Origin of the sequence: Cellulophaga baltica, from assembly GCF_900102165.1 — a bacterium.
GTDB classification, from domain to species: domain Bacteria; phylum Bacteroidota; class Bacteroidia; order Flavobacteriales; family Flavobacteriaceae; genus Cellulophaga; species Cellulophaga baltica.
This window is the reverse complement of record NZ_FNBD01000004.1, coordinates 281,451-295,329: the sequence shown is the minus strand read 5'-3', so window position 1 is coordinate 295,329 and position 13,879 is coordinate 281,451. Positions and strand designations below refer to the sequence as shown.

The window sequence follows — 13,879 nt, the reverse complement described above, 5'->3', positions numbered from 1 at the left end:
GTTATGACAAGAATGGTATTTATATATATATTCCTTGCTTTTTTTTCATGTAAAGATAAAGAAGTAAGCAAAGTAAATAATGTAGTACATGTTGAAGACACAAAATACTATTCTCCTAATAATGAAGAATATACTACTAAAATAGGTTTAATTAATGATCCAGATGGATATACTAACGTTAGATTAAAACCAGACTCTGAATCTCTTGTCGTTGGTACTATTTCTAAAAATGAATATTTTTTTTATACAATATCTAATAGCAATTGGTATTCTGTAAAAACATTAAAGGGATTAAAGGGTTATGTGCACAAAAGCAGAATAAATAATGCTAATAATAATAAGCAGATTTGTGCTACTATAAATAGTATTGACCCATCAGACTCTTCGTATGACAAAGACACTATTGTTAATATTAATTCTTTAAATAAAAAGACACCTTTTTTGATTAAAGAATTAATTTACCCTAGATTAAATCAACAAGAAAAAAGTGACAATACAATTCTTTTTTCCGAAGAGGATATTAAAATAGAAATATCTAAAAATGAATTTAATTTAGATGATTATAATGTTGTTAATGATGGAGGTAATCTATCTGTAAAAACAAAAGAAGGAGACGGTGTATATGGTGGATATGCAAATCCTAAATATATAATACAAAGTATTGTTATTACGCTTTATAAAGAAGTCTTTAATATATCATCAAAAGAATTCTATAATTTATTAGACCCTAGTTTTGAGAAAGTCATTGTTTACAAAAAAAGTAATAAACAAATAATTATTTCAATGACAGGAGCAGATAATAATGCTTCCGAAAACTATAACGTGCTATTTGTTTTAGATAAAGGAGAATTATTGAAAAAATATGTTTATTTAGGTTTTTGATTTATTATAATCCGATAGCGCGTAACCCCCTCGCGCGACATATCCGCTACCCTGGCGCACTTCTGTAAAGTGTGTCTAATTTTCTTTAGTATTTGCAATACAATTTACAATCTTTAAAAAATATCTCAGAGATATAAAGTCATAGATAGTACCGTTCCAACATTTGTGACAAAAACAATAATTGATTGGGTAGATTTATTTATTCGACCAACCTATTTTAAAATATTAGATGATTCTCTAAATTATTGTATTACAGACAAAGGATTAACCGTAAATGCGTACGTATATATGAGTAGTCATATACATCTTATTATTAGTTCTTAGGAAAACGGGTTGCAGGACATTATTCGCGATTTAAAAAAACACACCTCTAAGGAATTTAAAAAAGCAATAAAAGAACTTCCTGAAAGTAGAAGGGCATGGCTTTTAGTTAAATTTAATTATGCAGCAAAGCGTGTAAAGAAAGGTGTTAGTTATAAGGTTTGGAAAGATGGGTATCATCCCGTAATTTTAGATACTAGCAAAAAAATAGAACAACGTATAAATTATGTACATTATAATCCTTTGGCTTCAGAATTAGTTTATCATGAAAGAGATTGGAAAAACAGTAGCTATGCAATCTATGAAGAGGACAATCTAGAAATCCCTTCGGTTAAAGTACATCCTCTAGGGTAATTTGAAATAGAAAAACAATTAGTCACGCTTTACAAAAGCGCGCCAGGTTCTGTGATTATAGATGTGGCACGAGTAGAAAGTATTACACTCCCGATGACTATATAAAGATTTTAACTAATCCTGATGACCAAACTATTTTGGTAAAAGGAATAACACATAAAAAAGCATATAGAAATGAAACAAATCATTATACTGATAATCTCACTGATTAATTTAATATCGTGCAATTCACAAGTGAGTAAAACAATATCAAACTTTGAGAAGTTAAATTTAATTCAAAATGAAATTGAAAATAACTCTACAAATGAAAAAACATATAAGAGTCTAGATTCTCTAAAAAATGTTACCGATGGCGCAGATGCCGAACTTTACATTGAGATATATAAAAATGCAATCATTTATGATACGGAGGAACTTTTAAAATTTTTAAATAACAACAATAAAAAAAATTGATGAAAATGTTGTTATTTTCTTTAGACAAGATAAAAATATCTACAATTTAATTAATGAAAAATTAAACAGAAAAATAAAAAAAAGTTTTATATATGATTCTGATGGATACACAAATTTAAGAAGAGAAAAAAACACGGATTCTAAAATAATAACAACGATAAATACTAGTGAAGAAATTGATATCATAGACAATACGGACAAATGGTTTTTGGTAGAAACAAAAGAAGGAAAATTAGGTTATGTACATAATTCAAGGATTAGGTACAAAAACGGAAACGAGTCAATTTCAGGGAAATGGAATGCTAATTCAGAATGTGAAAATCCAATTGGTATCGAAATAATGAAGAATGAAGAATTGATTATTTGTGTTGAGCCAAATCAGTATTATATTCATTTATCCAAAGTAAATAGTAATGACAATATTATTAGCTATAGATTAAAAAGTATAACGGGGCCTGTTGGTGAGGATGTTTTTTCAGAAGCATATATAAATGATAGTACAGTAGTAACCTTAGAGAGAAAAGACAATTTTAAGATTAAATTAAATTGGTTAGGTTATTATAATAAGATAAATGGAGAAAGACAATATTCAGAAGCATTAATCAGTAATCAAAACCCAGTTATCCTATACAAGTGTGATAAATAAATATTTGCAATTTATAAAAACCCTAAACTTCTCCCTAACACAAGCGTCTCGCTTGTGCCGTCACTGCTTTGAGTATAATATTTCATTACTCATTTCTTTCACTCTTTTGTATCTTACTCTCTCGGTTGTTACGAGCGTGACACTCGCACTAACGATGAACGCAAGCTAGCTGCCTTGGTACAATTACAAGAGAATAACAATTCTAAGGGTATTACGAATCAAAATGTTACTTTTAAGACAGGGACAATGTCAGAATTAAAAGAACCAAAAACATGGAAGTAGAAGATTATAAAAGAAAAATAACCCATACAGATTATGGCAAAGGAGAAACTGGTTTACAGCAATATGCACATGGGGTGAACAAAGTGATTACTGAGAAAGATTTTTTTCGGATAAGCAAAGAACTACTAGAAAATGAAAAGAAAACCGATGCAAATGATAAATATTTAACAATACCTACCTTTTCAAATAGCTTACCTTACATTGCGGGGGGGGGTAGCTTTAGTTACTATATTTATATTTTTAATACATAATGACGAAGAATGGACATTTATTTATTTCCTCTTCTTTTCCATCTCCTGCATTGCTTTCGTTTTTTTTACTATCTATTTTTTTACGATGCCCAAAAAAGAAAAAATCCTTAACCGCGAAGATGGTCTAATCACTTTTACGGGCTTACTTTGGCAAAAAAACATTACGATGCCGTTTAAGAACGCAGTATTCTGTTACAGCACAGGTGGCGAAGATGCAACAGGAGCCTTTATGCTACAAGTCATAAGGCCGACCAAAGGCTATACTTTTGAAGATTTTATGATAGGAGCCCAATCTTGTTATGAAGATATTTCACTAATTACTTGGTACATGGATAAAAACAGGCCTTTACCCCCAGGAGATGCCTTTGATGAATATAGGTTTCAAGATTTTGAGCGTAGAAAAGCAGAAGGCTTTCCCAAACCCTTGTACCAAAGCAATATTCCTACTCCAGAAGCTACCATAGAGCAGCAAAAAGAACGCGAAGAAATTGGGGGATGGTAGTGAACGTAAATCTATTTACTTTGTTTAGTAGTTTTGGTGAGAAATAAACCAGTAATAACAGATGGAAGTAGAAGATTATAAAAGAAAAATCACCCATACAGATTATGGCAAAGGAGAAACTGGTTTACAGCAATATGCACATGGGGTGAACAAAGTGATTACTGAGAAAGATTTTTTTCGGATAAGCAAAGAATTACTAGAAAATGATAAAAGAATTTATGCTAATGATAAATATATAACTCTTCCTACATTTTCCAATTACTTACCTTATATAGTTGGAGGTGTCGCTTTAGCTATGATTATTATGTTCTTAATCCCTACAGATGAAGAATGGACCTTTATGCCAATTATTATTTTTTCTATTTCTTGCATTGCCTTTGTTTTTTTTACGGTGTACTTTTTTACTATGCCCAAAAAAGAACAAATTCTCAACCGTGAAGATGGTTTAATTACCTTTACGGGCTTACTTTGGCAAAAAAACATTACTATGCCGTTTAAGAATGCAACATTTTGCTACAGTACTGGTGGCGAGGATGCTACAGGAGCATTTATGCTACAGGTCATAAGGCCGACCAAAGGCTATACTTTTGAAGATTTTATGATAGGAGCCCAATCTTGTTATGAAGATATTTCACTAATTACTTGGTACTTGGATAAAAACAGGCCTTTACCCCCTGGAGATGCCTTTGATGAGTATAGTTTACAAGATTTTGAAAGACGTAAAACAGAAGGTTTCCCACGTCCACTCTACCCTAGCAATATATCTACCCCAGAAGCTACCATAGAGCAGCAAAAAGAACGTGAAAAAATTGGGGGTTGGTAATATGAACGAAAAGTTAATAAATGAAAATAAAAGTAATTTTTTTGCCGAAGCCAACGATCTAAATCATTTAAAAATAACTAAAGAACTTGATTTAGGAATGATGTGGTTCAATCTTCTTATGCTTTTAGGCGGCCTATATTTTGTTTATCGTGGTTTAGTAGAAGCAGAACCCTTAGTCTATATTGGCTTAATTTGGTGTGTCGTTTGTTTAGTTTTTATCATTAAACTTGAAATAAAGAGACGAAGAAAAGGAGTTATTGATTATTCGATAGATCGGTTAGAAAATAAAATTACTTTCCCTAGTAATATTTATAAGAGACAAACAGCAATTTATAATTTTGAGTCAATAAAAATTGATTTTAAATTAAAAAGGGTTTATCAAAAAAGAGAAGATGAGCAACATTATCTAATTTACCTTTTTACTAATGAGATTACAGATGATACTTTCGTTAAAGATTGGAGCTTTATTACCTGGTATATGGATAAAAACCGCCCTTTACCTCCAGGAGACGCCTTTGATGAATATAGGTTACAAGATTTTGAAAGACGGAAAGCAGAAGGTTTCCCACGTCCACTCTACCCTAGTAATATACCTACCCCAGAAGCGACACCAGAACAACAAGAAGACCGTGAGAAAATTGGTGGTTGGTAGTCTACTTTTAGCACATATAGTATAAGAAACAAAACCACTTATAACTAAAAAAGAACACATTTTCAACGCCAACAATTCCCCCTTTGAAGGGGGTGCACAGAGGGCGGGGGATGTAAAATAGTTGCAGTAAAATTTAATATCTAATTCTAAGCAACAGCCGTAAAACACCCCAGCCTATCGGCCGTCCTCTCAAGGGGACATGTAGTAACGAAAAGCAGAAGTGAAAAAAATAACGTAATTTAAAACGCTTAAATTCATACAAAAACAGAACTTATATATGCTGCTTAACTTACTATTGATTCGAACAAAAAGCTTTTCTTTCCATAGGCAAAAGGCGGAAACAATAATCGTTATATGGGCATAAAAATTACGCCAAAATCTCAAGGACTTACCTTTATTAATACTAGTGAAAGTAAAAAAGTAAAAAATCTTCCCTTAACCGAACTACGTAAATATAAAACATGGCAAAACTAAACTCAAGTTTAAAAAGAGACATTACGCATGTATCATATCCTTCTAATAGAAAAAGAAATGACTATTGGGCAGGTTATATGCCCTTTAAAATAACTGAGAAGCCTATAGATTATAAAGACAAATATGTAGGTGAAAAAGAAGATATTATTTTTTTAAATAATTCATATATTGTTAGTAAGGATCCTCAACATATTTTTCCATTAATTTTTGGAGGAATAACCTTGTTTATAGCTTTATACTTTTTATCCATTTTATACTTTTCTGATATATGGAGTATTTCTAATACTATTATTCTTATTATATGTACCTCTTCCGTAATTTTCTTTACTATTTATTATTTTACAATGCCTTTAAAACAGGTGATTTTTGATAGATATAATAGTTTAATAACATTTCCTGGTTTTTTATGGAATCGTCCAATTACAATGAAATTTGAAAGTATTCGGATGTTACATGCAGGCGGAGCTTTTGGCTCACCAACCGCCGATATGTTATATGTAAAACGTCCAGATAGAATTATAGGTTCTAAATATATGCTTCACGTTGGAGGTAATCTTGATACTAATTTATCGTTTATAGTTTGGTATATGGACAAGAACAGACCTTTACCCAACGGAGATGCCTTTGATGATTACCGTAAAAAATAGTATAAACGCAGGAAAGAAGAAGGTTTTCCTCCTCCACTTTTTAGAACCTTTATTCCTACGGATGAATTTAAGTTGAAATGGCAAATAGAGCGAGACAAACATTGGAAAGATATTATTTCAACGAACCAAAATGGAGATGTTACACATCAATTATGGCAATCACCTGAAAATATTGCGTTACATGGGGAATGGAAAGAAGTTGTGCCCCGGTAAATTTAAAGCGCTAGAGTAACTTCTTACACTATACATTTTATTCCTTACGTGCACTACAAATTAGAATGCTTAGTTCAAATTAAATCGACTTAAACCTAAAGAATAAAGAACAATAGAATTTACACTATATTTAGGCTGACAATAAATCAACCATAAATGAAAATAGTTAAGCCTAAAATCAAGACAGTATTACTATTGTCACTAATAGCACTATGCAACTATTCATGTGATGAATCAAAATCCAATAGATGGTCAGATATACAATAAACCGAATTTGTTTCTAGTTGTACTAAGGCTAATAATGGAGTTGTTTCTGATGAAAATCAAATGAACCTTACTCTTGTATACTACAATAAATGATAAAACAGTATCCTACCATGGTAGCGATTCAAAACATGAGTATTTAAGAAATTAGAGCACTAGCACTTTCCTGTAATTAATCCAACAATCAATATGACATTTACTCTAAAATTAATTTTCTTTACACTTGCTCTTCTAGGCGGTCTACTCCCCTTGGCAGCCCAAGAAATAGATCCTACATGGATAGAGGCCGAAGCTACCATAACAGAAACTCATAAAAGTATTGGGCGCAGAGGTAGAACAAACGCTTTTGCAGATGTGACCTTTACCACAAAAAAAGAAGAAGCCATCCAGACCAGAGTAGAAATATTAGCCATCCCTATCTATGGCGCCGTAAAATCTACTGGTGATATCATTATGATTTATTACGATCCAGAAACCCCACAGGTGGCCAGATCAAAAAACATATCCTTCTTTAATACCTATGGCATGTATATCTTAATTGCGCTAGGTATAATTCTTAGTACCGCAAGAATACTAAAAATGAGAAAAAAGTCCATCTCAGCATAAAGAATAAGCACATCATCAAATAGATAATAGAGCGCCTAACGGCGCTCTATTTTTTTTAGCTGCAATCAACTTCCACTACTAACCTCCTACTCCTTAACACATAAAGCTTTCTTAAAGTTATATTTTTAACTTGCAGAACTATTAATTTTAGCTACATTTGATAAATTTTTAAGTATACTTAAAAATAGTTTAAAGCAATTCATTTATGTCTGTAGCAGTAGAGAATTTTGTAAAAGCGGTTTACAAAAATGCCAAGCGTACCAACGATACCAAACCGGGGATCATCGCTAAAGAATTGGGCATTTCTAATGCTGCAGCCACAGATATGGCAAAAAAACTAGCCGTTAAAGACTTGCTACATTATGAAAAATATCAAGAGTTAAAGCTCACCGTTAAAGGAAATCAAATGGCTTTAAACGTAATTCGGAAGCACCGCCTTTGGGAATCGCTTCTGTTTAAAATGTTTGATATGTCTTTACATGATATTCACCGGGAAGCAGAATTATTAGAGCATCAGACCTCAGATTTACTGGCTAATAAAATTAGTGAATACTTAGGCAATCCTAAATTTGACCCCCATGGAGACCCAATACCTGATAAAAACGGTATCATAACCACTACAGATACTTCCTTTACCCTTTCTAAAGCTAATGAAGGTAAAACCTATATCATCTCACGCTTAATGAGCGATGATAAAGAGTTTTTTGATTTCTGTGCACAACATGGTTTAAAATATGGCAATACCATTACCGTTTCCAAACAGTTTATTAAAAATAAAATGACTCAGATTGTTGTAAATAACAATACTATACTACTAAACGAAGATTTTTCAACCATAATTTATGTGAATGAAAACGAATCAAAAAATGTCCAACACTAAAATGAAAAAATACCTTATAATTACGCTTTGTACCCTTGCTATTATTAGTTGTAAATCAGATAAGAAAGATAACGGAAAAATAAATGTCGTTACTACCACTTCTATGATCACAGATTTGGTGAAAAATATTGGCGGAGATTATATTAACCTCCAAGGCCTAATGGGCAGCGGCGTAGATCCGCACCTCTACAAGGCTAGTGAAGGCGATGTTTCTAAACTATCAGAAGCAGATATCATTTTTTATAATGGCTTACATTTAGAGGGAAAGCTGGTAGAAGTTTTTGAGAAAATGGCGCACCAGAATAAAAAATCCATTGCACTCTCAGATGCCTTAGATGAACGTACTTTAATAGGTTCAGAGTTTTTTGCTTCTAATTATGACCCACATATTTGGTTTAATGTAGACTACTGGAAAGAAGCTACCAAATTTGTTGTACTGCAATTATCAGAAGCGCTTCCAGAGCATCAGGCTGTTTTTAAAACTAATGGTGAAGCGTATTTAAATAAGCTAGAAACCCTGAAAACAAAACTGAATAAGATTATCCAAACCCTACCAGAAGACAAACGTGTATTGGTTACAGCTCATGATGCGTTTAACTATTTCGGAAAGTCTTTTGGCTTTGAGGTGGTAGGGCTACAAGGACTATCTACGGCTACTGAGGCAGGCGTTCAAGACGTTCAAAAACTGTCAGATTTTATCATTGAGCGAAAAGTAAAAGCTATCTTTATAGAAAGTTCCGTGCCTAAGCGTACTATTGAAGCGGTAAAAGCTGCTGTAAATGCTAAGAAATATGAGGTAGAAATTGGTGGCTCGCTCTATTCAGATGCCTTAGGGAATCCGGGTACGGCAGAAGGCACTTATATTGGTATGTTTGAATACAATGTCAATACCATCGTAAACGCTTTAAAATAATGGAATCTAGAAGCTATTTCCTGCTATCCGCTGTATCTTTTTTGATGAAAAATCAAAAAAGTATGCCGCTACTATCAGGGCTAAACACCTATTAAAATGACAAATATAGCCGTAAAAGTAGATGATTTAACCGTAGCGTATAACTACAAACCTGTACTTTGGGATATCGATTTAGAAATCCCCGAAGGAGTACTTATGGCCATCGTTGGCCCCAACGGCGCAGGTAAATCTACCTTAATAAAATCTATTTTGGGAATCTTAAAACCTTTAGCAGGTAGCGTTACCATTTATGGTAAACCTTATAACAAGCAACGCTCTTTAGTTGCCTATGTACCACAAAAAGGGAGTGTGGATTGGGATTTTCCTACCACGGCATTAGATGTGGTTATGATGGGTACCTATGGTAGCCTAGGGTGGATAAAGCGTCCAGGACAAAAAGAAAAGAAATCGGCCTTAGAGGCCTTAGAAAAAGTAGGCATGCTCGCCTTTCAAAGCCGACAAATTAATCAGCTTTCTGGTGGGCAACAACAACGTATCTTTTTAGCACGCGCTTTAGTACAAGATGCAGCTATCTATTTCATGGATGAACCCTTTCAAGGGGTAGATGCTACTACGGAAATTGCCATTATCAATATCCTAAAGGAATTACGTAAAGCCAATAAAACAGTCATTGTAGTGCATCACGATTTGCAAACCGTACCCGAATATTTTGATTGGGTAACCTTTTTAAACGTAAAGAAAATTGCCACAGGCCCGGTAAAAGATATTTTTAATGATGATAATTTAACCAAAACCTACGGGATTAATTTTAAAGTTAGTGTGCAAGAATAGCGATTAGAGGTTGAAGAGAAACATTAGTAGAACTGTCTAAGACGATTACCGGCTTACAAAAACATTTAAGAACACATATTGAACCTTGAGTACCAAACAATACTAACGAAACATTACAGACAAACCATTAAAACAAACAATCATAGATCCTTTAGAATACATACAACTAGTCTTTTCAGATTATACCCTGAGAACCATTACGTTAGGGACTGCCATTTTAGGAGCTGTTTGTGGTATGCTCGGTAGCTTTGCCGTTCTTAGAAAGCAAAGTTTATTAGGAGATGCCATCTCACACGCTGCGTTACCAGGTATTGCTATTGCATTTCTAATCACAGGAACAAAAGACAGTAGCGTACTGCAAATTGGAGCACTGATCAGCGGACTCTTAGGCACGTTTTGGATTCGTGGAATTACCACTAAAACGCATTTAAAATCAGACACCGCATTAGGGTTAATATTATCCCTCTTTTTCGGATTTGGTATGTTGCTCCTTACTTTTATTCAAAAGCAGCCCAATGCCAACCAAGCGGGTTTAGATAAATACCTTTTTGGGCAAGCAGCAACACTCGTAGAAAGCGATGTGTGGCTTATGGCTATCGTAACCGGTATTTGCCTAATCATTTTACTACTATTTTGGAAAGAATTTAAAATTCTTCTATTTGATGCCGACTATACCAAAACACTCGGTTTCAATACAAAATTCATAGATATTCTAATTACCTCATTTATTGTGCTCGCTATTGTTTTAGGGCTACAAACAGTAGGTGTTGTGCTAATGAGCGCTATGCTCCTTGCTCCCGCTGCTGCGGCACGACAGTGGACTAATAGTTTAAGCTTTATGGTAGTTCTTGCAGCTATTTTTGGTGCCTTTGCTGGGGTATTTGGCACGGCAATTAGTGCTAGCCAGACCAACCTATCTACAGGACCTGTAATTGTTATTGTAGCCGGTGTTTTTGTACTATTTTCTTTTATCTTTTCTCCAAGTCGCGGCTTACTTTTTAAACAGCTACGGATTATTAAAAACAGACGTGATTTAGAGTTACACAAAACCTTAGCATTCATGTATCATATAGCAGAAACACATGATAATATTTCGCATCCGCATACAATTAAAATATTGAATAATTTTCAAGGGTATACCACCAAAACACTAAAAGAATTAGAGCATAAACATTACGTTACTATTCAAGGGAATATGTGGAGTTTAACCGAAGAAGGTTTTAAAGTAGCTTCCAATTTGTACAACCAACAAAACGCTAAAGATGAGTAGCTCACAAATAGAAATTCAGCTTATTGCTAGTATCGTAGCCATCGCTTGTGCTATTCCAGGAACCTTTCTGGTGTTGCGTAAAATGGCCATGATTAGTGATGCCATCAGTCACTCTATACTCCCAGGTATTGTTATCGGATTCTTTATCACCCAAGATTTAAATTCGCCCGTACTCATTATTCTTGCAGCACTAACAGGGATTCTTACCGTAGTATTAGTAGAGTACATTCAAAAAACAGGCTTAGTAAAAGAAGATACCGCTATAGGATTGGTATTCCCTATTTTATTTAGCATTGGTGTTATTCTAATTGCTAAAAATGCAAACGATGTGCATTTAGATGTAGATGCCGTTCTCCTAGGAGAATTAGCCTTCGCGCCTTTTGATCGTATGATTATTGGTGGAACAGATATTGGTCCAAAATCACTAGTGATCATCGGGAGTATTCTAGTACTTACAATTATCCTTCTGATTGCCTTTTTTAAAGAACTAAAAATAAGCACTTTTGATGCTGGTCTAGCGGCTTCATTAGGATTCTCGCCTACCGTAATTCATTACGGATTAATGACAGTTTCTTCGGTGACTACCGTGGGTGCTTTTGATGCCGTCGGGGCTATTTTGGTAGTTGCATTAATGATTGCACCAGCGGCAACTGCCTATTTATTAACAACAGATTTAAAGCGAATGCTTCTTTTAGCTATAGTTTTTGGGGTTACAGGCGCTATTTCTGGCTATTGGCTAGCGCATTTCTTAGATGCTTCTATTGCGGGTTCTATAACTACGATGTTAGGGGTTATCTTCTTTTTAGTCTACTTATTTGCGCCTAGCAAAGGGGTTATTGCCGTAATCTATCGGGAGCGGCAACAACGAACAGAGGTTTCCTTACTTACCTTTTTATTGCATTTAAAAAATCACCAAGAGGAAGAAGAACGTCATGTGAACCATTTAAATGAGCATATCAATTGGCAGAAAGTCCGCAGTAAAACGGTTGTAGAACTTGCCCAAAAAAATAACATGATTGTTATTGATAATGGGGTGGTTTCCTTAACAGAAAAAGGAGAAGAATTTACCTCTCTTGCTATTGATTATATTATTACAAATGAAGATGCTAAAATTGAGTATATGAAGGATGATTTCTTTCTATTTAGGGGGTAACGTGTAATGTCAGTTCGCGTGATTTTCGGTAGAAAATTGTATCGAGAACCTTTTACTACTCTAAAACTTCTCGATACTAATGATGCATCCGCTAGCGCTATGGCATCATTCACTCGAAGTGACAGCGTAGTTTTGTTTTATAATTAGTACACATAGCTGCTCCTACCCTTAATACTCAATACTTCGTACTAAATACTATCTACTTAATACTATAAAAACAAATGTCAGTTCGAGTGATTTTCGGTAGAAAATTGTATCGAGAACTTTTTACTACTCTAAAACTTCTCGATACTAATGATGCATCCGCTACCGCTATGGCATCATTCACTCGAAGTGACAGCGTAGTTTTGTTTTATAATTAGTACACATAGCTGCTCCTACCCTTAATACTCAATACTTCGTACTAAATACTATCTACTTAATACTATAAAAACAAATGTCAGTTCGAGTGATTTTCGGTAGAAAATTGTATCGAGAACTTTTGAAACACGACAACTTCTCGATACTAATGATGCATCCGCTAACGCTACTTTATTATTCACTCGAAGTGACAGCGTCGCTTTGTTTTATAATTAGTACACATAGCTGCTCCTACTCTTTTTACTTCATACTTAATACTTTGTACTCTTTACTTTGGACTAGATACTTCCTACTAGTAGGAAAACCTCAACACTAGCTTTCAAATTAGTCGAGCTCCTCCGCTAAAGTATTGATAAGGATTTTAGTTTTACTGCGGAGACTCTTTACATGGTCAAACTGAATTTGTGTTTGTAACATGCGATCTATAATACTATTCTGGTATTCTTTATCTGACAACAAGCCAATATAATCAGATTTGGCTCCATACTTTCGGATACTATCGTATTTTGGATCCGTATGAGGCAACATATCAACCAACGAAATGTACTTTTCTAATACTGGTTTGAGTCGGTTTGCTACAATAAGCTTAATCTTAGCATCTTGTTCTTTAAAATTCTGAATCTTATTTGGATACATGATGATTAAATCTTTCAAATCTGCACTCTCTATAAACTCAAACTTTGTAGTATTGATAATGGAATTTATAGAGCCATCTAATAAACTTACTTCTTTATCTAATACATTGATGATAGTGTCTTTGGTACCTTGAGTAATTTTATCTTCTGTATACCCAACATAATTCAAAGTGTTTTCTAACCGAACTATAGCGCGCGGATATTCTGCTACCAATCCATTTAATATTCTCAAATTGGTATTCAGCTCCTCATTTAAACTTTCATACACTTTCTGCTCAACAATGTTATTTTTTCGGATTTCATTTAAATCGCCTATTTTCCAAGCAATCAAGATCCCAATGACAATCAATACAATTTCACCTAAAGCATAAATGATATAAGATTTTACCTTACCCAAGGCAATTAGGTTTCTTCTTAATTTACGAAATAGCTTCATATATTTTAAATTTAGTGCTCACAATCCCCTT

16 protein-coding genes are annotated in these 13,879 nt (G+C 33.8%); 15 read left to right on the top strand and 1 reads right to left on the bottom strand.

What is annotated here, in order from left to right:
• Window positions 1-3: 3 nt before the first annotated feature.
• From BLQ19_RS09155 to BLQ19_RS09085, 15 genes are all read left to right on the top strand, one after another.
• Window positions 4-882, top strand: coding sequence for an SH3 domain-containing protein (locus BLQ19_RS09155; protein ID WP_074538135.1), 879 nt, complete (start codon window positions 4-6; stop codon window positions 880-882).
• A 333-nt stretch (window positions 883-1,215) separates the two neighbouring features.
• Window positions 1,216-1,557 (top strand): hypothetical protein, encoded by a 342-nt coding sequence (locus BLQ19_RS21560; protein WP_254788320.1) that lies wholly within the window; start codon window positions 1,216-1,218, stop codon window positions 1,555-1,557.
• Window positions 1,558-1,731: 174 nt separating this feature from the next.
• Window positions 1,732-2,010 (top strand): hypothetical protein, encoded by a 279-nt coding sequence (locus BLQ19_RS09145; RefSeq protein ID WP_139150231.1) that lies wholly within the window; start codon window positions 1,732-1,734, stop codon window positions 2,008-2,010.
• Window positions 1,988-2,656 carry an SH3 domain-containing protein gene (locus BLQ19_RS09140; protein ID WP_083332222.1) on the top strand — a complete coding sequence of 223 codons (669 nt, stop codon included), beginning with the start codon at window positions 1,988-1,990 and terminating at the stop codon, window positions 2,654-2,656. The genes BLQ19_RS09145 and BLQ19_RS09140 overlap by 23 nt, the downstream gene beginning before the upstream one ends.
• A gap of 272 nt (window positions 2,657-2,928) precedes the next feature.
• Complete coding sequence (locus BLQ19_RS09135) at window positions 2,929-3,189, top strand: hypothetical protein (protein WP_074538132.1); 261 nt, start codon at window positions 2,929-2,931, stop codon at window positions 3,187-3,189.
• A gap of 85 nt (window positions 3,190-3,274) precedes the next feature.
• Window positions 3,275-3,691 (top strand): hypothetical protein, encoded by a 417-nt coding sequence (locus BLQ19_RS09130; RefSeq protein WP_074538131.1) that lies wholly within the window; start codon window positions 3,275-3,277, stop codon window positions 3,689-3,691.
• A 61-nt stretch (window positions 3,692-3,752) separates the two neighbouring features.
• Entirely contained in the window at window positions 3,753-4,514 is a 762-nt protein-coding gene (locus BLQ19_RS09125; RefSeq protein WP_074538130.1) for a hypothetical protein, read from the top strand.
• Window position 4,515: 1 nt separating this feature from the next.
• On the top strand, window positions 4,516-5,166 hold the full coding sequence (locus tag BLQ19_RS21410) for a hypothetical protein (RefSeq protein ID WP_074538129.1): 651 nt from the start codon (window positions 4,516-4,518) through the stop codon (window positions 5,164-5,166).
• A 461-nt stretch (window positions 5,167-5,627) separates the two neighbouring features.
• Window positions 5,628-6,287 (top strand): hypothetical protein, encoded by a 660-nt coding sequence (locus BLQ19_RS09115; RefSeq protein WP_254788318.1) that lies wholly within the window; start codon window positions 5,628-5,630, stop codon window positions 6,285-6,287.
• Window positions 6,288-6,953: 666 nt separating this feature from the next.
• The gene (locus tag BLQ19_RS09110; protein WP_074538128.1) at window positions 6,954-7,370 is read left to right on the top strand and encodes a DUF3592 domain-containing protein; all 417 of its coding nucleotides are present in this window, start codon (window positions 6,954-6,956) and stop codon (window positions 7,368-7,370) included.
• A gap of 205 nt (window positions 7,371-7,575) precedes the next feature.
• Window positions 7,576-8,250: a metal-dependent transcriptional regulator gene (locus BLQ19_RS09105; protein ID WP_074538127.1), complete on the top strand. Its 675-nt coding sequence runs from the start codon at window positions 7,576-7,578 to the stop codon at window positions 8,248-8,250.
• 1 nt (window position 8,251) lies between these two features.
• The gene (locus BLQ19_RS09100; RefSeq protein WP_074538126.1) at window positions 8,252-9,163 is read left to right on the top strand and encodes a metal ABC transporter solute-binding protein, Zn/Mn family; all 912 of its coding nucleotides are present in this window, start codon (window positions 8,252-8,254) and stop codon (window positions 9,161-9,163) included.
• Between the two features lie 96 nt (window positions 9,164-9,259).
• Window positions 9,260-9,994, top strand: coding sequence for a metal ABC transporter ATP-binding protein (locus tag BLQ19_RS09095; protein ID WP_013552708.1), 735 nt, complete (start codon window positions 9,260-9,262; stop codon window positions 9,992-9,994).
• A gap of 142 nt (window positions 9,995-10,136) precedes the next feature.
• Window positions 10,137-11,264, top strand: coding sequence for a metal ABC transporter permease (locus tag BLQ19_RS09090; protein WP_074538125.1), 1,128 nt, complete (start codon window positions 10,137-10,139; stop codon window positions 11,262-11,264).
• The gene (locus BLQ19_RS09085; protein WP_074538124.1) at window positions 11,257-12,417 is read left to right on the top strand and encodes a metal ABC transporter permease; all 1,161 of its coding nucleotides are present in this window, start codon (window positions 11,257-11,259) and stop codon (window positions 12,415-12,417) included. The genes BLQ19_RS09090 and BLQ19_RS09085 overlap by 8 nt, the downstream gene beginning before the upstream one ends.
• Window positions 12,418-13,101: 684 nt before the next feature.
• On the opposite strand, the gene BLQ19_RS09080 is transcribed toward BLQ19_RS09085, so the two are convergent.
• Window positions 13,102-13,848: a hypothetical protein gene (locus BLQ19_RS09080; protein ID WP_074538123.1), complete on the bottom strand. Its 747-nt coding sequence runs from the start codon at window positions 13,846-13,848 to the stop codon at window positions 13,102-13,104.
• Window positions 13,849-13,879 lie beyond the last annotated feature (31 nt).

Bases quoted from the DNA above. Each gene is read 5' to 3' on its own strand.
- BLQ19_RS09155 (WP_074538135.1), top strand. From the start codon at position 4: ATGACAAGAATGGTATTTATATATATATTCCTTGCTTTTTTTTCATGT.
- BLQ19_RS09105 (WP_074538127.1), top strand. From the start codon at position 7,576: ATGTCTGTAGCAGTAGAGAATTTTGTAAAAGCGGTTTACAAAAATGCC.
- BLQ19_RS09095 (WP_013552708.1), top strand. From the start codon at position 9,260: ATGACAAATATAGCCGTAAAAGTAGATGATTTAACCGTAGCGTATAAC.
- BLQ19_RS09080 (WP_074538123.1), bottom strand. From the start codon at position 13,848: ATGAAGCTATTTCGTAAATTAAGAAGAAACCTAATTGCCTTGGGTAAG.
- BLQ19_RS09125 (WP_074538130.1), top strand. From the start codon at position 3,753: ATGGAAGTAGAAGATTATAAAAGAAAAATCACCCATACAGATTATGGC.
- BLQ19_RS09135 (WP_074538132.1), top strand. From the start codon at position 2,929: ATGGAAGTAGAAGATTATAAAAGAAAAATAACCCATACAGATTATGGC.
- BLQ19_RS09085 (WP_074538124.1), top strand. From the start codon at position 11,257: ATGAGTAGCTCACAAATAGAAATTCAGCTTATTGCTAGTATCGTAGCC.
- BLQ19_RS09130 (WP_074538131.1), top strand. From the start codon at position 3,275: ATGCCCAAAAAAGAAAAAATCCTTAACCGCGAAGATGGTCTAATCACT.
- BLQ19_RS09100 (WP_074538126.1), top strand. From the start codon at position 8,252: ATGAAAAAATACCTTATAATTACGCTTTGTACCCTTGCTATTATTAGT.
- BLQ19_RS09145 (WP_139150231.1), top strand. From the start codon at position 1,732: ATGAAACAAATCATTATACTGATAATCTCACTGATTAATTTAATATCG.
- BLQ19_RS21410 (WP_074538129.1), top strand. From the start codon at position 4,516: ATGAACGAAAAGTTAATAAATGAAAATAAAAGTAATTTTTTTGCCGAA.
- BLQ19_RS09110 (WP_074538128.1), top strand. From the start codon at position 6,954: ATGACATTTACTCTAAAATTAATTTTCTTTACACTTGCTCTTCTAGGC.
- BLQ19_RS09115 (WP_254788318.1), top strand. From the start codon at position 5,628: ATGGCAAAACTAAACTCAAGTTTAAAAAGAGACATTACGCATGTATCA.